Source organism: Kingella potus, from assembly GCF_900451175.1.
Classification (GTDB): Bacteria; Pseudomonadota; Gammaproteobacteria; order Burkholderiales; family Neisseriaceae; genus Neisseria; species Neisseria potus.
The window spans coordinates 381707-405974 of the sequence record NZ_UGJJ01000002.1 but is presented as its reverse complement, the minus strand read 5'-3'; the positions used below and the strand labels follow the sequence as shown (position 1 = coordinate 405974).

Sequence of the window (24268 nt, the reverse complement as noted above, 5' to 3'; positions counted from 1 at the left end):
GGCCGTCTTAAAACAAAGCCGCAGCGATGAACTGCCCCCAAAAAGTTGGACAGTTTAATCAAGCGGTTTTCAAGGACTGGATTCTGTACTGTACAGGATTCGGTCCTTTTAATTTGAGCTTAATCCTGTCGCGGTTGTAATAATGAATGTACTCATGCAAGGCTGTTTCCAATTCGGCAATGGAAGCATATTTGCGGGTATGGAAACATTCCGACTCCAACGTTCCAAAGAAACTTCCCATCGCCGCATTGTCCAAACAGTTTCCTTTGCAGGACATACTCTGCACCAATCCTGTGTCTTGCAACTGCTTTTGATAAAAACCCGTCTGATACTGCCGGTCCTGATCCGAATGCAGTACCGGCCTGTCAGGCGGACTTAGTTTCCCCAATGCCCCTTTGAGCATCTTGCCGGCCAAACGAAAGTCGGGCGGGTTTGGATGCGGCAGCTGATGATTTCCCCGCCAAACAAATCCATCACCGGCGACAGATACAGCCTTTCTCCTGCAATATTGAACCCGGTAACGTCCGCTACCCATTCTCATTGGGTGTGTCCGATTTGAAATTGCGTTGCAGGATGTCGGGTGCCGTTTTGCCTGTTGCTCCTTTAAACGATCGGACGGTAACCGTACCGTCCTTTGTGTTGCAGGCAAACAGTGGGGATATGCTGTTTCAAATCGGCATATTTGTCTTCTGCCGACCGGGCAGCCGATTGGTGGCAGAAGGTACTGCGCGGCAGTCCGACAATTGCCAACGGCAGTTCCAAAGGATGGTTCTGCCTTAATCCTGCGGCGATCCGGCATCTTTCTGCCGCACTTCTTCCTCTCGGATTAAGGCATCGGTTTTTTTAAGACAGCCGTCTCTGCACGCAGGTAAAGCAATTCTTCCATCAGCTCTTCTTTGGTTTTGGGACGGTCGGCTTTTTTGGCGGCCTCAGGTTGCTTTGGCTTCCTGCGTTTCGGTTTGGCTTTCAAACCGTCGGTGCCGTATTGGCGGGGCCGGCGCAGCCATTGGATGGGTAGGGAATCGGTTGGCAGATTCAACCGGGCGGATGCCTCTTTTTGGGATAGTCCCTCATTTATGATCATTCTAACGGCGTCCAACTTGAAATCCAAAGGACAAACGGTAATGCCGTGCCGCCGGTTGATGCCGTCCTCTCCATGGAGAACATAACGGGTTGCCCATTTGCGTACGGTAGCATGGTCTAAGCGAAAAACTTTAGCCGTATGTTTTTTTACCATGTCCCTGTAAATAGTAGTTTGCTACTTGCAACTTGAATCCGTTTGAATGCTTTGCCATAAAAAACTGCACCTCATAAGTTGGGGGATGGTGTCCGACTTTTGAGGTGCAGTTCAAAAAAACAGGTTTGCGTTTTTCAGACAGCCTTAAACGTTGGGAACGTAAAACATTGGAACGCGTGCGTCGCTTGGGGCGACACACCCTACGGCTGCTTACAGAAATGCGTGCGTCGCTTAGGCGGCACTACTGACGGCGGGGCTGCGGCGGCACGGCCTGCGGACGGGTTCGGGCGGTGTTACAAATGCCGCACGAACACGGCCGACTGTCTGCCGCTTTGGCGGTAGATTTCCTGCCGTGTGGCGGGCAAATCTTCGGGGGAGGCCGTCTGAAAGCTGCGTTCGGCAAACCATTCGCCGGTTTGGGTGGTGAGGGCAAACAGTTGTTGCAGGCCGCGCCTGCGCGCTTCGGCGGCGAGCCGCTCGAGCAGCATTTCGCCCAAGCCGCCGTGCTGCGCGTCGGGCGAGACGGCAAGGCAGGCCAGTTCGCCGCTCTGCGGGGCTTCGGCAAAGGTTTTGAGCGCGGCGCAGCCGTAGATTTGGCGGTCGTATTCGAGAACAAAGAAGCTGCCGATGTGGCTTTCGAGGTATTCGCGGCTGCGGTGCAGCAGGATGCCGGCTTTTTCCAGCGGGCGGATGAGGGCGATCAGGGCGGGAATGTCGCCTTCGGCGGCGGGGCGGATGGCGGCAAAAGGGTCTTGCGCCACGGAGGTGCCGGTGCCGCTGTGGGTAAAGAGTTCGCCGATGAGTGCGCCGTCGGACAGGCCGGAGAGGATTTGGCAGCGCGGCACGCCTTGCGCGACGGCTTCAAGGGCGGTGTGCAGCAGGCTGTGCTGCCGGGCCGTGATGCCGCCGCTGTTCAGACGGCCTTCCGCTTCCTGCGCCGAAAGGTTGGAGAGGCGGCGGCCGTTTCCGTCCAAAATACCTTCTTCTTCGATGAGGAAAACGAGCTTTTCGGCGGCGAGGCCGACGGCAAGGGCGGCGGCGGTGTCGGCCATGGAAAGGTTGAAGGTTTTGCCGCCGAGCGAAGACGCGAGCGGGCCGATCAGGACGAGTGCGCCGCTGTCGAGGGCGGCGGCGACGGCTTCGGTGTCGGTTTTGCGCACGCATCCGGTGTAGCCCATGTCGATGCCGTCGATAATGCCGGCGGGGCGGGCGGAAACGAAGTTGCCCGAGGCGATGCGCAGGCGGCGGCGGCGCGGGGCGTGGGGCAGGCCGACGGTGAGGGCGGCGGCTATGTCGGCAGAGAGGCGGCCGCAGACTTGCTTGGCGATGCCGAGTACGGCTTCGGAGGTGATGCGGCGGTTGCAGTGGCAGCGGATTTCGATACCCGCCGCTTCGCAGGCCGCGTTGATTTGGCTACGGCTGCCGTACACCAGCACCAGCCTGATGCCCAGTCCGGCCAACAGGGCGAGGTCGGCGGCTATGGGGCGGAAGCGTTCGGATTCGAGCAGGCAGGAAGAAATGCCGACCACCAGGGTTTTGCCGCGCAGTTGGTCGATGTAGGGGGCGGCTTCGCGGAAGCTGCGGGCGAAGGCGGAAAAATCGGCGGCGTTCATGCGGTCAGCGGGTGAGCAGGATGTAGAAGAGTTGCAGGATGAGGATGGTGAGGGCGACGAGCGTGGCAAGCGTCCAGTTGGTGCCCTCGCCGCTTTTGCTTGAAACGGCGGCGGCGGGCGGCTCGGGCAGGGGTACGGCCTGCGCGGAGGAGCGTGGGCGTTCGTGCGGCACGGCGGCGGGTGTGCTGCCGTCGGCTGGGTGTTCGAGCAGGTAGTCGATTTGCTGTTTGTCGAAGGCGTTGCGCCCGCGCACATAGGTGCCGAGCCGGCGGACGGCTTCGATGTCGCTCACGCCGTCGGCCATCCAGTCGATGGAGGAGATTTGCTGTTTGGCAACGAAGTCTTTGGCTTTGAACATTCCCTGGCAGTCGGTGCAGCGTACGAAGCCTTGGGCGATGTTGAGCTGGCTTTCTTTGACTTTCAGGAAGGTGTTGCAGTGCGGGCAGGAGCAGATGGGCATAGTGTGTTTCGTCTGTCGGTGTTTTTGTCGGGAATTGCCGGAAAGGGTTTTCAGACGGCCTGCGGCGTTTTCATACCGCGCCGTAGCGTTCGCGGTAGGCTTTGACCGGCTCTAAAAAGCCGCCGTATTCGGCATGGTTTTGCAGCAGCGCGAACAAATCGTCGAGCGTGGCGATGGCGATAACGGGCAGGCCGTATTGCTTTTCCACTTCCTGCACGGCCGACAGGCCGCCCGCGCCTTTTTCCATGCGGTCGAGCGCGACGGCCACGGCGGCGGGCTCCGCGCCTGCGGCTTCAATCAGCCGCACCGATTCGCGCACCGATGTGCCGGCGGAAATCACGTCGTCGATAATCAGCACGCGGCCTTTGAGCGGCGCGCCCACCAGCACGCCGCCTTCGCCGTGGTCTTTGGCTTCTTTGCGGTTGTAGGCGAACGGGACGTTTGCGCCCTGCTCCGCCAGCATCATCGCTGTGGCCGATGCCAGCACGATGCCTTTGTAGGCCGGGCCGAAGAGCATATCGAACTTCACGCCGCTTTCGATGACCGCGCGGGCGTAAAACCGTGCCAGCTGCAGCACGGACGCGCCGTCGGCAAACAGCCCGGCGTTGAAAAAATAGGGCGACTGCCGGCCGGCTTTGGTGGTGAACGCGCCGAATTTCAGCACGTTTCGAGCCAGGGAAAATTTTAAAAAATCTTGACGGAAATCGGACATTTTCGCGCTTTCTGTTGGCAGACGGAAAGCGCGGATTATAGTGGAATGACGCGCGTATGGGCATATTTTACTTTTTCAGACGGCCTCTGCCGCGCCGCCGCACCATACAGGCCGTCTGAAAAAATCGGTTACAATGCCGCCGTCTTTATTTACCCGTTTTCACACCCATGCTCAAAATTATTTCCGCCAATGTAAACGGCATCCGCTCGGCCTATAAAAAAGGTTTTCTCGACTACATCGCCGCTTCGGGTGCCGACATTGTCTGCGTGCAGGAGCTTAAAGCGCAGGAAGCCGATTTGTCGGACGATATGAAAAACCCGCACGGGATGCACGGCCATTGGCACTGCGCGGAAAAACGCGGTTACAGCGGTGTGGCGGTGTACAGCAAACGTGCGCCCGACAATGTTACCGCAGGCATGGGCGTGGAAGAGTTTGACCGCGAAGGGCGTTTCGTACGCTGCGACTTCGGCCAGCTTTCCGTGATTTCGCTCTACCTGCCCAGCGGCAGCAGCGCGGAGGAACGCCAGCAGGCGAAATTCCGCTTTCTGGACGCGTTCTACCCCATGCTCGCGGCCATGAAAGCCGAAGGACGCGACATTGTGGTGTGCGGCGACTGGAACATCGCCCATCAGAACATCGACCTGAAAAACTGGAAGGGCAACCAGAAAAACTCAGGCTTTCTGCCCGAAGAGCGCGAATGGATAGGCAGGATAATCGGCGACTTGGGCTGGACAGACATCTGGCGCACGCTCTACCCCGACAACCCGGGCTACACCTGGTGGAGCAACCGCGGCCAAGCCTATGCCAAAGACGTGGGCTGGCGTATCGACTATCAGATGGTTACGCCCGAATTGGCCGCCAAAGCCGTGTCGGCACACGTTTACAAAGACGAAAAATTTTCCGACCACGCACCGCTGCTTGCAGAATACGACTATGCCTTCTGACAAACGGCAACACACCGCCCAGAGGCCGTCTGAAAAGCCCGCCGCCCTTTTGGTTTGCTTCCCGCCCGCACGGCAGATGGGCGGGAAGCGGTAAAAAATAGCGCTGGCGGCCGCGTGTTTTGTGTGGTTTAAAGATTAAAGGTTGAAGGCCGTCTGAAAAAGGAGCAAATATGCCCCCAGCCGAACGCCGCGAATTACTTTGGGAGCTCGCTTCCGGCATTCTGTGGAGCTCCGCTGCCGCCGCCTTGTGGATATGGATGCAATCGGGCCTGTTCGCCCTTGCCTTCGTCGCCATCGTCATGCTGCCCGCCATCGCCGCCTGCCTGTTCCGAGCCGTTTTCAGACGGCCGCAGCGCACGCTCTACCTGGCCAAAGCCGCCGTATGGTTTTGCGCCGCCGCCCTGCTTTGCGGCTGGATAAAATACGCCGATTATTTTGCCCAAAGCCGCGCCCTCGAAGCCGCCGCCAAAATCGAACGCTTCCACGCCGAACAAGGCCGCTGGCCGGACAGCCTCGCCGCCGCCGGCATACAAAGCAAAGGCCGCCCGCGCCTCTATTATTTCCCGCCCAAGCCGCCCGCGCAGCCTGCGCCCTATCTGTTTTACCCCTCCGCATTCAACCCTATCGACCGCTATTTTTACGATTTCGACCACCGCCGCTTCGTATTCCAACCCAATTAGGCCGCCCCCTTTCACCTTTTTTCAGACGGCCTTTGCACTTTAAGGCCGTCTGAAACCCGCCAACCCGCAACAAGGAAACGCAACATGAAAAAAGCCCTCATCCCCCTCCTCCTCTGCACCCTCGCCGCCACCGCCGCCGCCAAACAGTACGCCACCGGCGCAGACGACGAAACCGACGGCATGATCGACATCAAAGGCAGCCGCTTCAAACTGCTTGCCGTCAACTACCACAACGGCCACCAATGCGAACTCGAAGGCCGCATCAAAAACGGCAGCTGGCACGACGGCAGAGGCTGCGTCGTCCGTTTCCAATTCAGCGGCAAAAACAAAGACAAGCTCGATATTTCCGGCGATGACGGATGCCGCAGCTACTGCGGAGCAAAAGGCAGCTTCGACGGCACATACACCGCCATCCCCGCCCTGTGCACCGCCCCAGGCAGCAAAGCCGCCGAAAAACGCTATCAGGCGGCCTACCGCGCCAAACGCTACGCCCAAGCCCTGGAAACCAAACGGCAATACGCCGACCAATGCGGCAGATTCACCGCCTACACCCTCAGAATCAAAACCTACAACGACCTGGCCGACAGCTACAAACACACCGGCGACAAAGCCGCCTGCCGCCAATCCCTCGCCGAAATCGCCACCTGGTTCGAGCAGGAAATCCCCTCCACCTATCTTGCAGACAAAGACTTCCGCCGCGAACAAAAACGCTACGAAGCCAACCAAAAAGCCTGCGCCGAATAAAGCCGCACACAGCAAAGGCCGTCTGAAACCCCGTTTTCAGACGGCCTTTACCTCCCCTGCCGCCTGTGATTAAATCCCGCCGCCGACAGGCCTTTGTTTTCAACGCAACACAAAAGGAAAGAATATGAAAAAAACCATCCTCGCCGCCGCGCTGGCCGTGATGGCCGCCACCGCCGCCGCACACGGCCACCACCGCCACGCCGACACCGACTTCGAAGAGCGCATCGAAGAACAAATCTACGACGACCCCGATTTCGACAGCAGGCTCGATAAAGCCGAACAACTCCTCGAAGCCAAAGGCTACCAAGTCCACAACATCGAGCCGGACGTATATCGCGGCCGTGCCGCCCTCGAAGCCGAAGCCACCAAAAACGGCCGCGACTACGACATTACCCTCGCCTACCCCTCGCTCAAAATCCTGCGCACCAAAATCGACCGCTGACCCAGAAGCGGGAGGCCGTCTGAAACGTTTTCAGACGGCCTCCCGCTTGTCCACCCCCTCCCCGCCGCCAACCCAGCCCTGCCCGCCATGCACAGCCACGAACTCGAAGACCTCACCCTCCTGCTCGTCCGCGATACCGACGAAGCCGAAATGTGGATAGACCGCTGGGCGGTCAGCTATCCCACCGTCCGAACCGCCGCCGCCGCCCGCATCCAAAGCATAAGCGCATGGCAAAACACCGTGCAGCAGGCCTGGGACACCGTCCACAGCCGCAACGCCGCCATCGTCGCCCACGGCGCGGGCGTGTCCGCCGTCCTCGCCTGGCTCTACCGTGCCGACATGGCCGCCCTGCGCCGCGTACGCAACATCATCCTCGCCGCCCCGCTGGCCGCCGCCTTCCCCGACGATGCCGAACACACCCTGCAACGCGCCCGCTGCCCCTGCCCTGCCGCCCTCGTCATCGGCCAAAACGATCCCGACTGCCCGCCCGACTGGGCGCAGCAGCTCGCCGCACGCATCCGCGCCACCCCCATCCCCGCCCCGCAAAGCGGCCGCCTCAACGGCCAAATGCAGGGCTGGCAGTGGGGCATGAAACTGATGCAGGAAATGCTGCTTTCGTAAATGTCGAACCGAAAGGCCGTCTGAAACCATATTTTCAGACGGCCTCTGCCGTTTGTTCCCTCTCCCGCCTGCGGGGAGGGAGTAGATTTATTGTGGAGCGGGTGTTTTCAGACGGCCGCTCCGGTTTATGCAGCGGGAGAACGCGTGCGTCGCTGTGCGACACACCCTACATTGCTTCGGCACGGCGGGTAATGTGGCCGTTCGGTAGGGTGTGCCGCCCAAGCGGCGCACGCGGTTTTGCAAACGGCGGTATTTGGCGGAATAGGAAAAATGAGGCCGTCTGAAAAACGCATTACAGTTTTCAGACGGCCTCTGCCGTTTGTTCCCTCTCACGTCTGCGGGGGAGGGAGTAGATTTATTGTGGAGCGGGTGTTTTCAGACGGCCGCTCCGGTTTATGCAGCGGGAGAACGCGTGCGTCGCTGTGCGACACACTACATTGCTTCGGCACGGCGGGTAATGTGGCTGCTCGGTAGGGTGTGCCGCCCAAGCGGCGCACGCGGTTTTGCAAACGGCGGTGTTTGGCGGAATAGGAAAAATGAGGCCGTCTGAAAAACGCATTACAGTTTTCAGACGGCCTCCTCGTTTGTTCCCTCTCCCGCCTGCGGGGGAGGGATAGGGTGGGGGCTTTTGCCGCTAGGCAGACATTTGCAGGAAAGCAGACAAAGCGGTTCTGCAAACCGCCACCCCCTCCCCAGCCCTCCCCCGCGTAAACGCAGGGGAGGGAGTAGATTTGCGGCGTGGCTGTGTTTTCAGACGGCCTCTGCCGCTAAGGTAGGGTGTGTGGCTCTGCCACGCACGCGGCTTTTGCAGGCAGAGGGTTGGGCGGGATAGGGAAGCATTAGGCCGTCTGAAAGCACGGATTCGGAGCGGCATCATTCCGTTTGGCATTTTCAGACGGCCAAACCTTTGCCGCCGCAGGCCGAAACGGCTACACTGCGCCCGCTCCTGTGTGCGGCTTCCGTGTGCAGGCCGCGTTTTTTGCTTCCAACCAAGCCGCCGCCGTCATTGCGACTGCGGCTGGCAGGTCAGCGTCATTGCGCCGCTGCCGATTTTCAGAAAGAACACAATATGACCGTCTCCCCCGTTGCCTTGCGCCGCAAAACCGAGCCCAAGCCGCATCCGACCGCGCGTTATTGGAAAAAATGCGATGTCGAAGCCCTGTTTTCCCTGCCTTTTCTCGAGCTCGTGTTCCAAGCCGCCGAAACCCACCGGCAGTATTTCAATCCGCGCGAAATCCAGCTTTCCACTTTAATGTCCATCAAAACCGGCGGCTGCCCCGAAGACTGCGCCTACTGCCCCCAGTCGGCGCACCACAACACCAATCTGGGCAAAGAGCAGATGATGGATGTGGACGAAATCGTGGCCAAAGCCCGCATCGCCAAATCGCGCGGCGCAAGCCGCTTCTGCATGGGCGCGGCCTGGCGCGGCCCCAAACCCAAGGATGTTGCCGTCGTTTCCGAGATCATCCGCGCGGTCAAGGCCTTGGGCATGGAAACCTGCGGCACCTTCGGTATGCTCGAAGAGGGCATGGCCGAAGATTTCAAAAACGCCGGTTTGGACTATTACAACCACAATCTCGATACCGACCCCGAACGCTACAACGACATTATCCACACCCGCCGCCACGAAGACCGTATGGACACTTTGGGCAAGGTACGCGGCGCGGGCTTGAAAGTGTGCTGCGGCGGCATTGTCGGCATGAACGAAACCCGCGCCGAACGCGCGGGTCTGATTGCCAGCCTCGCCAATCTCGACCCGCAGCCCGAAAGCGTGCCGATCAACCAGTTGGTCAAAGTGGAAGGCACGCCGCTGGCCGATGCGGAGGATTTGGATTGGACGGAATTTGTGCGCACCATCGCCGTGGCGCGCATCACGATGCCGCAAAGCTATGTGCGTCTGTCGGCCGGCCGCAGCGGTATGCCCGAAGCCATGCAGGCCATGTGTTTTATGGCGGGGGCAAATTCGATTTTCTACGGCGACAAGCTGCTGACCACGGAAAACCCCGGCGAAGACGGCGACCGCCTGCTGATGGACAAGCTCGATTTGTATCCTTTGGGCTGCGACGCGGCGCAGGAATACGGCGCGGGGCAGAAAAAAGCGGCCATCCGCGTCGATTATTAGCCGGTTGGCGGCCATGCGGCGGCCGCGCCGTTCAAATGGCGAAGTCGATGAGCTCGCTTTGGCCGAAAACGTATACCTGGCGCGGGGAAAGAGACAGGCTCTGCCCCGCGTGCAGGCCGAGTCCGGCGGCTTCGGCGGCAGGAAGGTCGGCACGGATGAGGCGGCCGGATTCGGTTTGCACGGTGAGGCTGGCGAGTGCGCCGGCATAGCGGACGGAGGAGACGCTGCCGCGCAGCATGGGCTTTTCGTTGTCGATCTGCCATTCGTGCGGGCGGATGTAGCCGGTGGCGGTCTGCTCCTGCCAGCGGCGTTGTGCGTCGAGCGGGCGCGTGTAGCCTTCATAGTGCCACGCGCCTTTTTCTATGCGGCCTTCAAATGCGTCGGTGTGGCCGAGAAATTCGGTTACGAAGGCGTTTTCGGGACGCAGGTAGATGTCGCCCGCGCTGCCGGTCTGCTCGATGCGGCCGTGGTTCATGACGACGATTTGGTCGGACACTTCGAGGGCTTCTTCTTGGTCGTGGGTAACGAGGATGCTGGTAATGCCCAGCTCGTGGTGGATGTCGCGCAGCCAGCTGCGCAGCTCTTTGCGTACTTTGGCATCGAGCGCGCCGAAGGGTTCGTCCAGCAGCAGCAGTTTCGGCTCTACGGCCAGGGCGCGGGCCAGGGCGATGCGCTGGCGTTGGCCGCCGGATAGCTGGTGCGGATAGGCGGCGGCCAGGGCGGGCAGGCGCACGAGTTCCAGCAGCTCACGCACTTTGGCGCGGATTTGCTCTTTGGACGGGCGTTCGGATTTTGGTTTGACGGTCAGGCCGAAGGCGATGTTGTCGGCAACGCTCATGTGGCGGAACAGGGCGTAGTGCTGGAAGACGAAGCCGGTTTGCCGTTCGCGTACCCGTTTGGCGGTAACGTCCTGCCCGTCGAAGAGGATGCGGCCGCTGTCGGCGTTTTCCAGCCCGGCAATGATGCGCAGCAGGGTGGTTTTGCCGCAGCCGGAGGGCCCCAGCAGTGAAGTGAGTTTGCCTGTGGGGGCGGTGAGGGAGAGGTTTTTCAGGGCGTGGAAGGTGCCGAAGTGTTTGCTGATGTTTTCGATGGTGATGCTCATGGTTGTCTCCTTTGCGCCGCCGCGAGTCTGCGTTCTTGGATTTTGGCGATGAGGTTTTGCACGGCGAGGGTGGCCAGCGCCAGCAGCGCGAGGATGCTGGACAGGGCGAAGGCGGCGGTGAAGTTGTATTCGTTGTATAAGATTTCGACCAGCAGCGGTATGGTGTTGGTTTCGCCGCGTATGTGCCCCGAAACCACGCTCACCGCGCCGAATTCGCCCATGGCGCGGGCGTTGGTGAGGATGATGCCGTAAAGCAGCGCCCATTTGATGTTGGGCAGGGTGATGCGCCAAAACATCTGCCATCCGCTTGCGCCGAGAATCAGCGCGGCCTGCTCTTCGCTGTCGCCCTGCGCCTGCATCAGGGGGATGAGCTCGCGGGCGACAAAAGGAAAGGTTACAAACAGGGTGGCCAGTATGATGCCGGGTATGGCGAAGATAATCTGTATGCCCTGTGCTTCAAGCCAGCCGCCGAATGCGGTGTGCGCGCCAAACAGCAGCACAAACATCAGGCCGGCCACAACGGGCGATACGGAAAAAGGCAGATCGAGCAGGGTGGTGAGCAATTGTTTGCCGCGAAAGTCAAATCGGGTGAGCAGCCAGGCCGTTGCGATGCCCAAAACGGCGTTGACGGGCACGACAACGGCGGCCGTGAGCAGGGTGAGTTTCACCGCGCCCAATGCTTCGGGATCGGCCAGCGCGGCAAGATAGAGCCGCCATCCGCCTTTGAGGGCTTCGTAAAACACGGCGGCCAGCGGGACGACCAGCATCACGGCCAGAAACAGCAGCGCGGCGGCGGTCAGCAGCCGCTGCAGCCACTTCGGTTCGGTAATGTTCGGATTGGTGTTCATGCTTTTGCTCCCGCGCGGCGGCCCAATGCCCATTGTCCGATGTTTAAGGCCGTGAGTATGGCAAACGACACCAGCAGCATAAACAAAGCCACCGCCGATGCACCCTGCACGTCATATTGTTCGAGTTTGCCGATGATGATCAGCGGCAGGATTTCCGACACTTTGGGCACATTGCCCGCAATGAAGATGACCGAGCCGTATTCGCCCGTTGCCCGTGCAAACATCATGCCCGCGCCCGTCAAGAGTGCGGGCATCATTTCGGGCAGCAGCACGCGGCGGAAAGCCGTAAAGCGGTTTGCGCCCAATGTGGCGGCCGCCTCTTCATATTCGCCCGACATCTCTTCCAGCACAGGCTGCACCGCCCGCACCACAAAAGGCAGGCTCACGAACACCAGCGCAATCCAAATGCCGACAGGCGTAAAGGCCGCCTTAAACGGCAAAAGCCGCCCCAGCCAGCCGTTTGGCGCGTAAAGCGTGGCCAGCGCGATGCCGGTAACCGCCGTCGGCAGGGCGAAAGGCAGATCGACCAGCGCGTTGGCCAAAGAGCGTCCGGGAAATTCGTAGCGCACCAGCACCCAGGCCGTCAGCGTGCCGAACACGATATTGGCCAGCGTGGCGAGAAACGACATTTTCAGCGTCAGCCACACCGCCGCCAGCACGCGCGGCTCGGACACCGTTTCCCACCACGCGGCAAAACCCGCCTGCGCCGATGCCGCCGCCATCATGGCGAAAGGCAGCACCACCAGCAGCGACAGGCACAGCACGGTTATGCCCAGGCTGACATTGAAACCGGGCAGCACGGTAGGGGTTTTCAGCAGGCGCATAAACAGATTTCCGCAGGATAAAAACAGGCCGCCACTCTATCGGAGGCCGTCTGAAAAACAAAGGAACGGCTGGTTGTATCGTAAGACAGATTGGTTATATTCCCGCCGCGCATCCGCCCGTAAAATCCGCCGTCCGTACCTGCCCTTTCATACCGGGCGGCAAAGGGCGTATCATCGCGTTTTTTCCTGCCGCCCTGCCCGCCCGTACAGAGGCCGTCTGAAAACGCAGATCCGGCACCGCAGTAACCGCCCAACCGCCAAACCGAAAGGAAAACCCATGCGCCGCCTGTCCGCCGCCTGCCTGATTTTTGCCGCCGCCAACGCCTTTGCCGACACGCCCGTTGCAACCTACTCCGTCCCCACCCCTGCCGGCTTCCCTTTCGCCGTCGAAACCCAAGTCCTCTCCGACAACGGCTATCAGGTGAAAATCACCGATCGGGAAACCGGCAAAGTACAAGTCATCGAAGACATCGTCGATTTCCCCGTCCTCAAAGAAAAAATCCGCGACTTGGTAGCAATCCGCGACTACAACGGCGACGGCCGTCCCGACATCGCCGTACGCATCGTCGGTGCCTACACCCTGTCCGCCGACGAACTCTACCTATTCAACCCCGCCACACGGCAGTTTAAAGAAGTGCCCTACGACAACCCCGATAAAGTCATTGCCTTTGTCGGCAACGTCGAAGTCATCCGCAAAGGCTGCATCCGCGTCGAACACCGCATCAGCATCCGCGACTACGGCCACGAAGACTACTGCTGGAAAAACGGCGGCTGGCAAGAGATCAAAGCCGCAAAAGCCAAACAGGGCGGCAAAGGCAGGAAAAGCAAATAGCAGCAAAAGCGGCACGCGCCGCACAGACCGGCAACAGGCCGTCTGAAAACACAAAAGAAAGACAAACCCGTGCGCCTGACCGCCGCGCCTTTTCAGACGGCCTGCCGCAGATGCCGTCTGAAAACACAAACGCAGCCGCACACCGCCGAAACCGTTGAGGCCGTCTGAAAACCGCTTCAAACCATTCGCGCACAAGCACACCGACCAAACGGAGAACCCGCCCTTGTTCCGCAGCACCCACATCCTCAGCGGCGACACCCTCTACGAGCGGCCGCCGCAAACCATACGGGAATTTCAGACGGCCTTGGATCGCCTGCGCGTCAGGCAGGCCGCCTTCGCCGCATTGGATGCCGGCGAACGCGCAGCCCTGCTCGAAGCCTTTGCCGGCCGCCTCGAAGCCGCCAAAGGCCGCCTCGCCCGCATGATTTGCGAAGAAGTCGGCCGCTGCCTGCGCGAATGCGAAGCCGAGCTGGCCAAATCCGTCGAACTCGTCCGCCACTGCGCCCGCACCGCACCCGCCCTGCTCTCCCCCCAAACCGTCCCCACCCCCGCCGCCCGCAGCGAAATCCACTTCGCCCCGCTGGGCATCGTTTTCGCCGTGATGCCGTGGAACTACCCCGTCTGGCAGATACTCCGTTTCGCCGTGCCCGCCCTTTGCGCCGGCAACGCCTGCGCCGTCAAACCCGCCCCCAGCGTCGCCCGCATCAGCGCGACCCTGTTCGACACCGTGTCCGACAGCCTTCCCCTCATCCCCGCCTGGCTTGCCCACGGCGACGTAGAACACGCCATCGCCGCCGCCGACGCATTCGCCTTCACCGGCTCCGCCGCCACCGGCCGCAAACTCGCCGCCGCAGCGGCAGGCCGTCTGAAAAAAAGCGTCTTGGAACTCGGCGGAAGCAATCCCTTCATCGTCCTGCCCGATGCCGATCTGCAACAGGCCGCCCGCGATGCCTGCTACTCCCGCTTCCGCGATGCCGGACAATCGTGCAACGCCGCCAAACGCATCATCCTGGTCGGAGAAACCGCCGAACCCTTTATCCGCCTCTTTCTGGCCGAATGCGCCAAACTCAAAAGCGGCGACCCCTTCGACCCCGCCACCACCCTCGCCCCCATGCACCGCGCCGACCTGCGCGAAAAACTCCATATGCAGGTGCAGGATGCCGTCGCCCACGGCGCAATCCTCCTCTGCGGCGGCTACCTGCCCGAAGGGAAAGGCACGTTCTACCCCGCCACCGTCCTCGACCGCGTCCCGCCCGGCTGCCGCGCCTACCGCGAAGAACTCTTCGGCCCCGCCGCCGCCATCCTGCGCGCCCGCGACCCGCAGCACGCCGTCGCCCTCGCCAACGACAACCCCTACGGACTCGGAGCCAGCATCTACACTGCCGACGAACGGGCCGCCCGACACTACGCCGCCCTGCTGCAAACCGGCGCGGTATATGTCAACCGCCACACCAGCAGCGACCTGCGCCTGCCCTTCGGCGGCATCAAAGACTCCGGCTACGGCCGCGAACTCTCCGAGTTCGGCCTTTACGAATTCGCCAACATCAAAACCTACCGGCAAAACCAACCATGAACCGAAAACACCTCCTCCCCGCCCTCCTCGCCCTCTGCACCGCCGCCGCCCTGGCCGCCCCGCAGAAAATCTATTTCAACCAACAGGGCCGCCCCACCGGAGAGCCTGCCGCCTACGCCTACATACGCGAATACACCCCCGAAGGCAGCCATGCCAGAGTGCAGGACTTCTACTACCCGTCGCGGCGCAAATACTCCGACCCCTACCGCGCCCCCCTGTCGCAAATCCGGCAGTTCGTCCCCAAGCTCGACAACGGCATCCTCGTGCTCTGGCATCTCAACGGCCGCAAAAAAATGCACGCCCCCTACCAAAACGGCAAACCCGACGGCGAATGGACCAACTGGTACAACAACGGCGGCAAATCCGCCGTCATGCCCTACAAAAACGGCCTGACCGAAGGCACGGGCGCGCGCTACTACCCCAACGGCCGCAAAGAAAGCGAAATCGAATTCCACGCCGACAAAGCCAACGGCAAATGGAAACAATGGTATCCCGACGGCAGCCCCAAAAGCGAAGTCGTCATGAAAAACGACGAACCCGCCGAAATGGTGTCATGGGACGAAAAAGGCCGCCTCACCGCCGAACTCGCCTTCGCAGACAAAAAACGCAGCGGCATCATGCTCGAATGGCACAGCAACGGCGCGAAAAAGTCCGAATCCGTCTATCAGGACGACGAACTCGTCAGCCGCACCGTATGGGACGAAAACGGCCTCATCACCGAGCAATACTGACCCAGCCCCGCCAAGAGGCCGTCTGAAAACCGTATTTTCAGACGGCCTCTTGTTTGCTTTCGCGCCAACGGCCCGTGTAGCGTATGCGGCGCAGCCATACGCGCGGCTTGGGATTTCAGACGGCCTCTGCATCCGTATGGCGCAAAACGCATACGCCGCCCGGGCGACACACCCTGCGGCGGGAAAACGGATACGCACCCCACTTGGACTGCACCCGCCCTAAGGAGGGCGGAAACGGACAAACAGGCCGTCTGAAAAGCGGTTTTCAGACGGCCTGTACCCGCCGCATCTGCATTTCGTCCTTCTGAAAAAACATACGGGATGCCGGCTGCGGCCATCCTGTCCGCGTTTGGCAAATGCAAAACACCGCCGCCATGCCTGCCCGACGCAGCGGTTTTTTCCTGCGGCCGGCAAAACGTTCTGCCCGCATGGGAACGGGAGCGGCAGAGCGTAGCCTTTGTCCCCGTTTGGAACGGATTTCCATATTGCAGCCTGCCGGATATGTTTTTACACGCTGCGCTACCTTTCCCCAAACCGCATCCGCATTCGGCGGTTTTGCAAAGGCCGCAGCCCGCCTGCATCCCGCAGCCGCCAGAATGATGCAGGCCGTCTGAAAAAGCGTATTTCGGACAGTGCCTTCCGCCCGGCCTGTGTCTCTTGCCGGATAAGCCGTTTCCTTATCTCTGCGATAGTTGATAATAATTATTAAAGATAATACTATGCGCTTTTCCGTACAAGAATTCCGCCATGACCGCCGCCCTCCCCCATCTGTTTACCGCTTTTGCCATTACCGCCGCCGCCGGGCTGTTTACCGTGTTCGGCAGCGCGATGGTGGTCTTTTCCAAAACGCCCAATCCGCGCGTACTCTCTTTCGGCCTGGCCTTTGCCGGCGGGGCGATGGTGTATGTGTCGCTGACCGAGATTTTCTCGAAATCCGCCGAAGCCTTCGCGCAGGCCTACGGGCAGCAGCGCGGCTTTGCCGCCGCCACTCTGGCCTTTCTCGCCGGCTTGGCCCTTATCGCCTTCATCGACCGCATGATTCCCAACCCGCATGAAACGCTCGACCCGCACGACCCCGCGTTTCAGGAAAACAAACGCCGCCACGCCGCCCGCGTCGGCATTATGGCCGCCGTCGCCATTACCGCACACAACTTTCCGGAAGGGCTGGCCACCTTTTTCGCCACGCTGGAAAACCCCGCCGTCGGCCTGCCGCTTGCGCTGGCAATTGCGGTGCACAATATTCCCGAAGGCATTTCCATCGCCGCGCCGGTATATTTCGCCACCCGCAGCCGCAGCAAAACCGTACTTGCCTGCCTGGTTTCCGGTTTGGCCGAACCTTTGGGCGCGGTGTTGGGTTATGTGTTTTTGAAACCTTTTCTGTCCCCGCCCGTATTCGGTGCGGTGTTCGGCATCATTGCGGGCGTGATGGTCTTTCTCGCGCTGGACGAGCTGCTGCCTGCCGCCAAACGCTATTCGGACGGCCACGAAACCGTATACGGTCTGACTTCCGGCATGGCGGTCATCGCGCTGAGCCTGGTGCTGTTCAATTTTTAACGGCGGTTTGAAGCAGGAAAAATCTGAAACAGAAAAAACAAACAGGCCGTCTGAAAAACATTTTTCAGACGGCCTGTTTGTTTTGCGCCAACCACGCATCCTGCCCCGCCATGCCGAAGCAGACGAACGGCAGCGTCCGTTCCGCCTTTTTCAAGCAGGCAAAAAAAAGCGGCATACCGTTTTGCGGTATGCCGTGAGCGGGTGCAGGGTGCTGCCTGTTTCGGTAGTGGTTTGCAGCGGCGGGTTTTCCCGTCTCAGTCCTCTTGCGCCCCGGATTGGAGGTAGTTTTCCAAGCCCATTTTGGCAATCAGCTCCTGCTGGGTTTCCAGCCAGTCGATTTGCTCTTCGTTGATGTCTTTCTGCTTTTCCAGCAGCGCACGGCTGACGTAATCCTGCTGCTCTTCGCACAGGGCGATGGCGGCGGCCAGCTCGGCGTGTTTTTCTTCTTCTTTGGCCAAATCGCATTTGATGATTTCAACCGTGTTCTCGCCGATCAGCAGCTTGCCCAGCTCTTGCAGGTTGGGCAGGCCTTCGAGCAGGAGGATGCGCTCGATCAGCGCGTCGGCCGATTTCATCTCGCGGATGGATTGTTTGTAGAAGTGTTCCGACAATTCTTCCAAACCCCAGTTTTTCAAGATACGGGCGTGGAGGAAGTATTGGTTGATGGTTACCAGCAGCAGGCCGAGGTTTTTGTTCAGCCCGCGGATAACGGTGCGGTCGCCTTGCATATTTGTTCCTTTCTGCTCTGCGCGTTTCTTTTTAGAGCTGGCTCTGGGTGTAGTTTTCCAAACCCATCAGATCAATCAGGCGGAGCTGCTGTTCGAGCCAGTGCGCATGGTCTTCTTCGGTATCGGCAAGCTGTTTGACCATGATGTCGCGGGTAACATAATCCTGTTTCTCTTCGCACAGTTTGATGCCTTTTTTCAAAGCGGCGCGAACTTCCAATTCGGTGTTCAGGTCGGCTTTGAGCATGGAGGGCAGGTCGGTGCCGATATTCAGCGCGGTGGGCACCATGTTCGGCGTGCCTTCCAGCATCAGAATGCGGCGGATAAACTGTTCGGCGTGTTCGGTTTCTTCAACCATTTCGTGTCCCAAACGCTCGAAGAGTTTGTTGTAGCCCCATTCGGCATACATACGGGAGTGGATGAAATACTGGTCGCGTGCAGCCAGCTCGCCGGCCAGAAGTTCGTTCATATAATCGATGACAGCTTTATCGCCTTTCATGTTTTCTTTCCTTTTAATAATTTGATTAATAAAAATAAATGTGGTGGTTTGGGTGATGGCAGCTTAATGCGTTCCCGCTCTCGCGGCGCGTTTTTCTGAATCGGGAGCCATTCTAGCAGCGGGAAAACGAAATGCAACTTTCCTTTTAAAATACAAACAATTATCAGGAAAGACCTTGCTGCGGGGATGATGCCGTCTGAAATTACCTGATTGTTTGCAATGGTTTTTTAAACTTGGCAATACTAATAAATGCTCTCAATTGTTTTTGTGATTTACATAGTTTAACTAAAACACACCTCCCATCCGCCCGAGCCGCAAAAATCTGCCCCCGCTGCATCACGGTGTTATAATGCGCGGTTTTCCAAATCCAGCATCGAAGAATAAAACCATGAAACAAATCCGCAACATCGCCATCATCGCCCACGTCGACCACGGCAAAACCACCCTCGTAGACCAGCTCTTGCGCCAGTCCGGCACATTCCGCGCCAACCAGCAGGTTGACGAGCGCGTGATGGACAGCAACGACCTCGAAAAAGAACGCGGCATTACCATACTCGCCAAAAACACCGCCATCGAATACGAGGGCTACCACATCAATATCGTCGATACTCCGGGACACGCCGACTTCGGCGGCGAAGTGGAGCGCGTATTAGGCATGGTGGATTGCGTGGTATTGCTGGTTGACGCACAGGAAGGCCCGATGCCGCAAACCCGCTTCGTTACCAAAAAAGCCTTGGCACTCGGCCTGCGCCCGATTGTGGTCATCAACAAAATCGACAAACCGTCCGCCCGTGCAAGCTGGGTGATTGACCAGACTTTCGAGTTGTTTGACAAGCTCGGCGCAAGCGACGAACAGTTGGATTTCCCCATTGTTTATGCGTCGGGTTTGAGCGGCTTTGCACGCTTGGAGGAAGACGGCACCGAAAACGATATGCGCGTGTTGTTTGAAACCATTTTGAAGCACACGCCCGAGCCAAGCGGCGATGCCGATGCACCCCTGCAACTGCAAATTTCGCAACTGGACTACGACAACTACACCGGCCGCCTCGGCATCGGCCGCATTCTCAACGGCCGCATCAAACCCGGCCAGGTTGTTGCCGTAATGAACCACGAAACCCAAGTCGCCCAAGGCCGCATCAACCAGTTGCTCGGCTTCAAAGGCTTGGAGCGCGTGCCGCAAGATGAAGCCGAAGCCGGCGACATCGTGATTATTTCCGGCATTGAAGACATCGGCATCGGCGTAACCATTTGCGATAAAGAAAACCCCGTCGGCGTACCGATGCTCAGCGTGGACGAACCGACGCTGACGATGGACTTCATGGTCAACACCAGCCCGCTGGCCGGCACCGAAGGCAAATTCGTAACCAGCCGCCAAATCCGCGACCGCCTGCAAAAAGAGCTGCTCACCAACGTTGCCCTGCGCGTGGAAGACACCGCCGATGCCGACGTATTCCGCGTATCGGGACGCGGCGAGCTGCACCTGACCATTTTGCTGGAAAACATGCGCCGCGAAGGTTACGAGATGGCCGTCGGCAAACCGCGCGTGGTATTCCGCGAAATTAACGGCCAAAAATGCGAGCCGTATGAAAACCTTACCGTGGATGTGCCCGACGACAACCAGGGCGCGGTGATGGAAGAACTCGGCCGCCGCCGTGGCGAGCTGACCAATATGGAAAGCGACGGCAACGGCCGTACCCGCCTCGAATACCATATTCCCGCACGCGGCCTGATCGGATTCCAAGGCGAATTTATGACCATGACGCGCGGCACAGGCCTGATGAGCCATGTGTTTGACGACTACGCGCCCGTGAAACCCGATATGCCCGGCCGCCACAACGGCGTACTCGTCTCACAAGAGCAAGGCGAAGCCGTAGCCTACGCGCTGTGGAACTTGGAAGACCGCGGCCGCATGTTTGTTTCGCCCGGCGAAAAAATCTACGAAGGCATGATTATCGGCATCCACAGCCGCGACAACGATTTGGTGGTCAACCCGCTCAAGGGCAAAAAACTCACCAACGTGCGCGCCAGCGGCACCGACGAAGCCGTGCGCCTGACCACGCCGATTAAATTAACGCTCGAGAGCGCGGTGGAATTTATCGATGACGACGAACTGGTGGAAATCACCCCACAATCCATCCGCCTGCGCAAACGCTATCTGAGCGAAATCGAACGCCGCCGTCATTTTAAAAAGCCGGATTAAGCCTCCCCCATCCCATATAGGCAAACAGGCCGTCTGAAAACCATATTGCAGTTTTCAGACGGCCTTTTTCCGATTGGCGGGGAATTGGTCGGCAAAACGCGCTGCGTGTCTGCGCCGCACCCCCTACGCTGTGTACGGCACGGCAGACAATGTGCTACTGCTCGGTAGCGTGTGCCGCCCAAGCGTGCGGGCTACGGCATTTGGCGGCGCAGGAAAACATCAGGCCGTCTGAAAAACACATTGTGATTTTCAGACGGCCTGTTTTCTGCGGGCGGCGTTGTTTGGCTGAATACGGCATTGTCTTCCATATGCTGCAAACCGTGCCGTTTTTCCACGCCTAATCGCTTTGCGCCAAATCACGGCACAGTTCCACCGCCTTATCCAGCCGCTCCACGCCGTAAAGTTCCAGATTCGGAAACTCTTTTTTGCTGCGCGGTAAATTGGCTTTGGGCACGATGGCGCGTTTGAAACCGAGTTTTTCCGCTTCTTTCAGCCGCTCCTGCCCGCGCGCGACGGGGCGTACTTCGCCGCTGAGGCCGATTTCGCCGAAAGCCACCATTTTTTCTGGCAAAGGCTTGTTGCGGAAGCTCGAGAGCATGGCGAGAATCACCGCCAAATCCGCCGCCGGTTCGCTGATTTTTACGCCGCCGACCGCATTGAGAAACACGTCTTGGTCGAAGCAGGCGATGCCGGCATGGCGGTTGAGTACGGCCAAAAGCATGGAAAGGCGGTTTTGCTCCAAGCCGACGGTAAGGCGTTTGGGTGCGAAGCCGTGCGCGTCGTCCACAAGGGCTTGGATTTCCACCAGCAGCGGGCGGCTGCCTTCCTGCGTTACCAAGACGCACGAGCCTGCCACATCGTCGCGGTAGCTGGCCAGAAAAATCGCCGAAGGGTTGGACACGCCTTTGAGGCCGTGTTCGGTCATGGCGAATACGCCCAACTCGTTGACCGCGCCGAAGCGGTTTTTGATGGCGCGTATCATGCGGTAGTTGGAATGCTGGTCGCCCTCAAAATATAAAACGGTATCAACCATATGCTCCAACACGCGCGGGCCGGCAATCGCGCCGTCTTTGGTAACGTGGCCGACCAGAATCATGGCAATGCCCATCTGTTTGGCCATGCGCGTAAGCTGGGCGGCACACTCGCGCACTTGCGACACGCTGCCTGGCGCGCTGGTAATCTGGTCGGAATACATGGTCTGAATCGAGTCGATAACCACAACTTCCGGCTGATGCTGTTTTAAGGCCGTCTGAATCGCTTCCATACGGATTTCGGCCAGCAGGTTCACGCCCTCGGTGGGCAGCTCCAAACGCTGCGCGCGCAAGGCAACCTGTTGTGCCGATTCTTCGCCCGACACATACAGAACCTTGCGGCTCTGCGCCATTTTGGCCACGGTTTGCAAAAGCAGCGTCGATTTGCCGATGCCCGGATCGCCGCCAAGCAGAATCACCGCGCCGTCCACCAAACCGCCGCCCAACACGCGGTCGAGTTCGCCCATGCCGGTAGGGTTGCGCGGCACTTCCTGCGCGGTAACGTGCGCGAGCGGCTGCACCTGCGAACTTTCCGCCGCCCACGACTGGAAACGCGCGTTTTTCGGCTCAGGTGCAGCAAGGCTTTCCTGCAAGGTGTTCCACTCGCCGCAATGCGGGCATTTGCCCTGCCATTTGGGCGAAGTGCCGCCGCATTCGCTGCATTGGTAAACGGTTTTCGGGGCTTTGGCCATGTCGGGGCTTTCAAAATCGGGTTTGCGGGTTTGGCAAACGGCAGGCCGTCTGAAAAACGGTTTTCAGACGGCCTGCCGTTTGCGCGGGCGATTGTAACCGCAGCGGCGGCGCGAAACCACCGCTGCGGCAGCATTTAAAAAACAGGCCGTCTGAAAACAGATTCCGCCCGCGCAGCCGCTTCGTTTCCGGCTCGCTTTCAGACGGCCTGTCCCGCTCTGCAAACCGCATCATCCAGCCGGAGCGGGCGGCGGTTTTCAGGCCGTCTGAAAAACATAAAAGTCCGCCGCTGCCCGTTTGCGCCGCATCCTCCGACAAACAGAAAGGCCGTCTGAAAAAGCACTCTGACGGCTTTTTCAGACGGCCTGTACGCTTCATGCCGCATACCGCCTGCGGCCTGCTGCAAAAGGCATTTGCGCTTTTCCGCAGTCTAGCGGTTGTAATATCCGCGCGGCGGCGGAAGCGGCGGGTCGATGCGGTAGCCGCGGAGGTCATACGTTCCGCTCTCGATAAAACCGCCTCCCCCGCTGTTGAAACGGATACTGTTGCGCCCCGACTCGACCGAGCCGGAAATGCCGCCGTTGTCATAACGGAAATATCGGCGCGGCGGCGGGGGCGGCGGCAGATAACGGCGGTGGTGGTGGCCGTCGTAACGGCCGTAACCGCGTCCGTCGTGAATAATCACGATCGGCGGACGTTCCTCGCTGGTGGTCAGGTAATCCGCCGCGCCCGCACCCGCAGCCGGCAACAGCATGGCAGCAGCCAAAAAATATCTGTTCATATCGTTCACTCCTGTATTGGGCGGCAGCAACCGCCGTGCATATTATGCACCCGTTTTCCGTAATCGTTTGTCGGAAAATGAAAAAATGCAACTTATTTCCCTGAGCCGCCGTACCCGTTTTGGCAAAACACCCCGCTCCTGCTATCCTCCCGCCCCCCAAACCACAAGCAACGGACTACCATCATGGACAACAATATTCCCCAACACCTGAAATACGCCGCCAACCACCAATGGCTGCGCCGCGAAGACGACGGCAGCCTCACCGTCGGCATCACCTTCCACGCACAAGAGCTGCTCGGCGACATCGTATACGTCGAACTGCCCGAACCCGGCAGCAGGTTCGCCGCCAACGCACAGGCCGCCCTAGTGGAGTCGGTCAAATCCGCCTCCGACATCTACGCCCCGGTTGCAGGCGAAATCACCGCCGCCAACGACACCCTCGCCTCCGCCCCCGAAACCGCCAACAGCGACCCATACGGCGCAGGCTGGCTGTTCAGAATCCGCCCCGACCATCCCGCAGATGCCGACACGCTGATGAGTGCGCAGGAATACGCGGCCTCGCTGTAAGCGGCGGCCGAAAAGCCGCATAACATCGCGCGTTTATCCGTTTTTACAACCGCTTACCCCGCCGGCATACGTATTTCCAAGCAGGCGAAATTTTGCGGGAAACCGGATATTTCGCTGCAAAAAAGCCGTTTTTCCAACATTCCACTAGACTTTTAGCGGCATTTTGGTAACAATGCGCTTTTGTTTCAGGCCGCATTGCGTGCCGCAGAATATTTTTACCGGCCGCCCTCCGGCGGCCGCATATTTTCGCAAGGAACCCGAAATGGACTTACGCAAACTCAAAAAACTAATCGATCTGGTTGAAGAATCCGGCATCGCCGAAATCGAAGTAACTGAAGGCGAAGAAAAAGTGCGCATCACCCGCGCCACAGCCGTCCAAGCCGTATATGCGCCCGCACCCGTCCAGGCTTCCGCGCCCGCCGCCGCCCCGGCCGCAGCACCCGCCGCCGCTCCGGCAGCCGCAGCCCCTGCCGCCCGCGACCTCTCCGCCGCCCAGAAATCGCCGATGGTCGGCACCTTCTACCGCGCCGCCAGCCCCACCAGCCCCCCCTTCGTCGAAGTCGGCCAAACCGTCAAAGCGGGCGACACCCTCTGCATCATCGAAGCCATGAAGCTGATGAACGAAATCGAAGCCGAAAAATCCGGCGTAATCAAAGAAATCCTGGTAGAAAACGCCACCCCCGTCGAATACGGCGAACCTCTGTTTGTCATCGAATAAACCCTTTCGCAAGCATCA

The 24268-nt window shown here is 59.5% G+C and carries 27 protein-coding genes and 1 pseudogene; 15 read left to right on the top strand and 13 right to left on the bottom strand.

Translation table 11 applies throughout. The features are described 5' to 3' along the window. Positions 1 to 58: 58 nt before the first annotated feature. The 5 genes and pseudogenes from DYE40_RS13305 to pyrE all read right to left on the bottom strand — a co-directional run. Positions 59 to 289 (bottom strand): annotated as a pseudogene (locus DYE40_RS13305) (IS3 family transposase); the annotation flags it as partial. A gap of 537 nt (positions 290 to 826) precedes the next feature. Continuing rightward, complete coding sequence (locus DYE40_RS08475; RefSeq protein ID WP_218564340.1) at positions 827 to 1237, bottom strand: helix-turn-helix domain-containing protein; 411 nt, start codon at positions 1235 to 1237, stop codon at positions 827 to 829. 293 nt (positions 1238 to 1530) lie between these two features. After that, entirely contained in the window at positions 1531 to 2850 is a 1320-nt protein-coding gene (gene argA, locus DYE40_RS08470) for an amino-acid N-acetyltransferase (RefSeq protein WP_115308675.1), read from the bottom strand. A gap of 4 nt (positions 2851 to 2854) precedes the next feature. Beyond that, positions 2855 to 3310: an MJ0042-type zinc finger domain-containing protein gene (locus DYE40_RS08465; RefSeq protein WP_115308674.1), complete on the bottom strand. Its 456-nt coding sequence runs from the start codon at positions 3308 to 3310 to the stop codon at positions 2855 to 2857. A 70-nt stretch (positions 3311 to 3380) separates the two neighbouring features. Beyond that, a complete protein-coding gene (pyrE, locus tag DYE40_RS08460) occupies positions 3381 to 4022 on the bottom strand; it encodes an orotate phosphoribosyltransferase (protein WP_115308673.1) in 642 nt (213 codons plus the stop codon). A gap of 167 nt (positions 4023 to 4189) precedes the next feature. Between pyrE and DYE40_RS08455 the strand changes: the two genes are divergently transcribed. The 6 genes from DYE40_RS08455 to bioB all read left to right on the top strand — a co-directional run bounded on the left by DYE40_RS08455 (position 4190) and on the right by bioB (position 9575). After that, entirely contained in the window at positions 4190 to 4966 is a 777-nt protein-coding gene (locus DYE40_RS08455) for an exodeoxyribonuclease III (protein WP_115308672.1), read from the top strand. Between the two features lie 170 nt (positions 4967 to 5136). Next, positions 5137 to 5646 (top strand): hypothetical protein, encoded by a 510-nt coding sequence (locus DYE40_RS08450; RefSeq protein WP_115308671.1) that lies wholly within the window; start codon positions 5137 to 5139, stop codon positions 5644 to 5646. An 84-nt stretch (positions 5647 to 5730) separates the two neighbouring features. Next, a complete protein-coding gene (locus tag DYE40_RS08445; RefSeq protein WP_115308670.1) occupies positions 5731 to 6390 on the top strand; it encodes a hypothetical protein in 660 nt (219 codons plus the stop codon). Between the two features lie 124 nt (positions 6391 to 6514). After that, positions 6515 to 6832, top strand: a complete 318-nt coding sequence (locus DYE40_RS08440; protein ID WP_115308669.1) for a PepSY domain-containing protein — start codon at positions 6515 to 6517, stop codon at positions 6830 to 6832. 87 nt (positions 6833 to 6919) lie between these two features. Then, complete coding sequence (locus DYE40_RS08435; RefSeq protein ID WP_115308668.1) at positions 6920 to 7453, top strand: alpha/beta hydrolase; 534 nt, start codon at positions 6920 to 6922, stop codon at positions 7451 to 7453. Between the two features lie 1069 nt (positions 7454 to 8522). Then, positions 8523 to 9575, top strand: coding sequence for a biotin synthase BioB (gene bioB / locus DYE40_RS08425; protein WP_115308666.1), 1053 nt, complete (start codon positions 8523 to 8525; stop codon positions 9573 to 9575). A 31-nt stretch (positions 9576 to 9606) separates the two neighbouring features. On the opposite strand, the gene DYE40_RS08420 is transcribed toward bioB, so the two are convergent. Genes DYE40_RS08420 through cysT form a run of 3 tightly spaced genes read right to left on the bottom strand, consistent with a single transcriptional unit; the run spans position 9607 to position 12349 of the window. After that, positions 9607 to 10677 (bottom strand): sulfate/molybdate ABC transporter ATP-binding protein, encoded by a 1071-nt coding sequence (locus tag DYE40_RS08420; protein WP_115308665.1) that lies wholly within the window; start codon positions 10675 to 10677, stop codon positions 9607 to 9609. Beyond that, positions 10674 to 11525, bottom strand: coding sequence for a sulfate ABC transporter permease subunit CysW (gene cysW / locus DYE40_RS08415; protein WP_115308955.1), 852 nt, complete (start codon positions 11523 to 11525; stop codon positions 10674 to 10676). The genes DYE40_RS08420 and cysW overlap by 4 nt, the downstream gene beginning before the upstream one ends. After that, on the bottom strand, positions 11522 to 12349 hold the full coding sequence (gene cysT, locus DYE40_RS08410) for a sulfate ABC transporter permease subunit CysT (protein WP_115308664.1): 828 nt from the start codon (positions 12347 to 12349) through the stop codon (positions 11522 to 11524). Before cysT ends, cysW begins: the two co-directional genes overlap by 4 nt. Positions 12350 to 12626: 277 nt before the next feature. On the opposite strand from cysT, the gene DYE40_RS08405 reads away from it, so the two are divergent. From DYE40_RS08405 to zupT, 5 genes are all read left to right on the top strand, one after another. Next, a complete protein-coding gene (locus tag DYE40_RS08405; RefSeq protein ID WP_115308663.1) occupies positions 12627 to 13181 on the top strand; it encodes an XAC2610-related protein in 555 nt (184 codons plus the stop codon). A gap of 223 nt (positions 13182 to 13404) precedes the next feature. Continuing rightward, on the top strand, positions 13405 to 14754 hold the full coding sequence (locus DYE40_RS08400; protein ID WP_115308954.1) for an aldehyde dehydrogenase family protein: 1350 nt from the start codon (positions 13405 to 13407) through the stop codon (positions 14752 to 14754). Continuing rightward, positions 14751 to 15485 (top strand): toxin-antitoxin system YwqK family antitoxin, encoded by a 735-nt coding sequence (locus DYE40_RS08395; RefSeq protein ID WP_115308662.1) that lies wholly within the window; start codon positions 14751 to 14753, stop codon positions 15483 to 15485. The genes DYE40_RS08400 and DYE40_RS08395 overlap by 4 nt, the downstream gene beginning before the upstream one ends. Before the next feature lie 83 nt (positions 15486 to 15568). Continuing rightward, positions 15569 to 15793, top strand: a complete 225-nt coding sequence (locus DYE40_RS12330; RefSeq protein ID WP_147286618.1) for a hypothetical protein — start codon at positions 15569 to 15571, stop codon at positions 15791 to 15793. 439 nt (positions 15794 to 16232) lie between these two features. Then, positions 16233 to 17039, top strand: coding sequence for a zinc transporter ZupT (gene zupT, locus DYE40_RS08385; protein WP_115308660.1), 807 nt, complete (start codon positions 16233 to 16235; stop codon positions 17037 to 17039). A gap of 254 nt (positions 17040 to 17293) precedes the next feature. Here the strand turns inward: zupT and bfr (DYE40_RS08380) are convergent, their stop codons facing one another. Together bfr (DYE40_RS08380) and bfr (DYE40_RS08375) are read right to left on the bottom strand one after the other, a co-directional pair. Next, positions 17294 to 17767 carry a bacterioferritin gene (gene bfr, locus DYE40_RS08380; RefSeq protein WP_115308659.1) on the bottom strand — a complete coding sequence of 158 codons (474 nt, stop codon included), beginning with the start codon at positions 17765 to 17767 and terminating at the stop codon, positions 17294 to 17296. 31 nt (positions 17768 to 17798) lie between these two features. Further along, positions 17799 to 18263, bottom strand: coding sequence for a bacterioferritin (gene bfr / locus DYE40_RS08375; protein ID WP_115308658.1), 465 nt, complete (start codon positions 18261 to 18263; stop codon positions 17799 to 17801). A gap of 388 nt (positions 18264 to 18651) precedes the next feature. On the opposite strand from bfr (DYE40_RS08375), the gene typA reads away from it, so the two are divergent. After that, positions 18652 to 20463 (top strand): translational GTPase TypA, encoded by a 1812-nt coding sequence (gene typA / locus DYE40_RS08370; RefSeq protein WP_115308657.1) that lies wholly within the window; start codon positions 18652 to 18654, stop codon positions 20461 to 20463. Between the two features lie 149 nt (positions 20464 to 20612). Further along, a complete protein-coding gene (locus DYE40_RS12325; RefSeq protein ID WP_147286617.1) occupies positions 20613 to 20804 on the top strand; it encodes a hypothetical protein in 192 nt (63 codons plus the stop codon). On the opposite strand, the gene radA is transcribed toward DYE40_RS12325, so the two are convergent. The 3 genes from radA to DYE40_RS08355 are packed head-to-tail and all read right to left on the bottom strand — an operon-like array spanning position 20801 to position 22965. Continuing rightward, positions 20801 to 22186 (bottom strand): DNA repair protein RadA, encoded by a 1386-nt coding sequence (gene radA, locus DYE40_RS08365; protein ID WP_115308656.1) that lies wholly within the window; start codon positions 22184 to 22186, stop codon positions 20801 to 20803. The genes DYE40_RS12325 and radA overlap by 4 nt on opposite strands. A gap of 10 nt (positions 22187 to 22196) precedes the next feature. Beyond that, a complete protein-coding gene (locus DYE40_RS08360) occupies positions 22197 to 22562 on the bottom strand; it encodes a hypothetical protein (protein ID WP_115308655.1) in 366 nt (121 codons plus the stop codon). A gap of 52 nt (positions 22563 to 22614) precedes the next feature. Continuing rightward, the gene (locus DYE40_RS08355; protein ID WP_115308654.1) at positions 22615 to 22965 is read right to left on the bottom strand and encodes a hypothetical protein; all 351 of its coding nucleotides are present in this window, start codon (positions 22963 to 22965) and stop codon (positions 22615 to 22617) included. A 183-nt stretch (positions 22966 to 23148) separates the two neighbouring features. On the opposite strand from DYE40_RS08355, the gene gcvH reads away from it, so the two are divergent. Both gcvH and accB read left to right on the top strand, forming a co-directional pair. After that, a complete protein-coding gene (gcvH, locus tag DYE40_RS08350; RefSeq protein WP_115308653.1) occupies positions 23149 to 23532 on the top strand; it encodes a glycine cleavage system protein GcvH in 384 nt (127 codons plus the stop codon). Between the two features lie 262 nt (positions 23533 to 23794). Further along, entirely contained in the window at positions 23795 to 24250 is a 456-nt protein-coding gene (gene accB / locus DYE40_RS08345; RefSeq protein ID WP_115308953.1) for an acetyl-CoA carboxylase biotin carboxyl carrier protein, read from the top strand. The last annotated feature ends 18 nt before the right edge of the window (positions 24251 to 24268 follow it).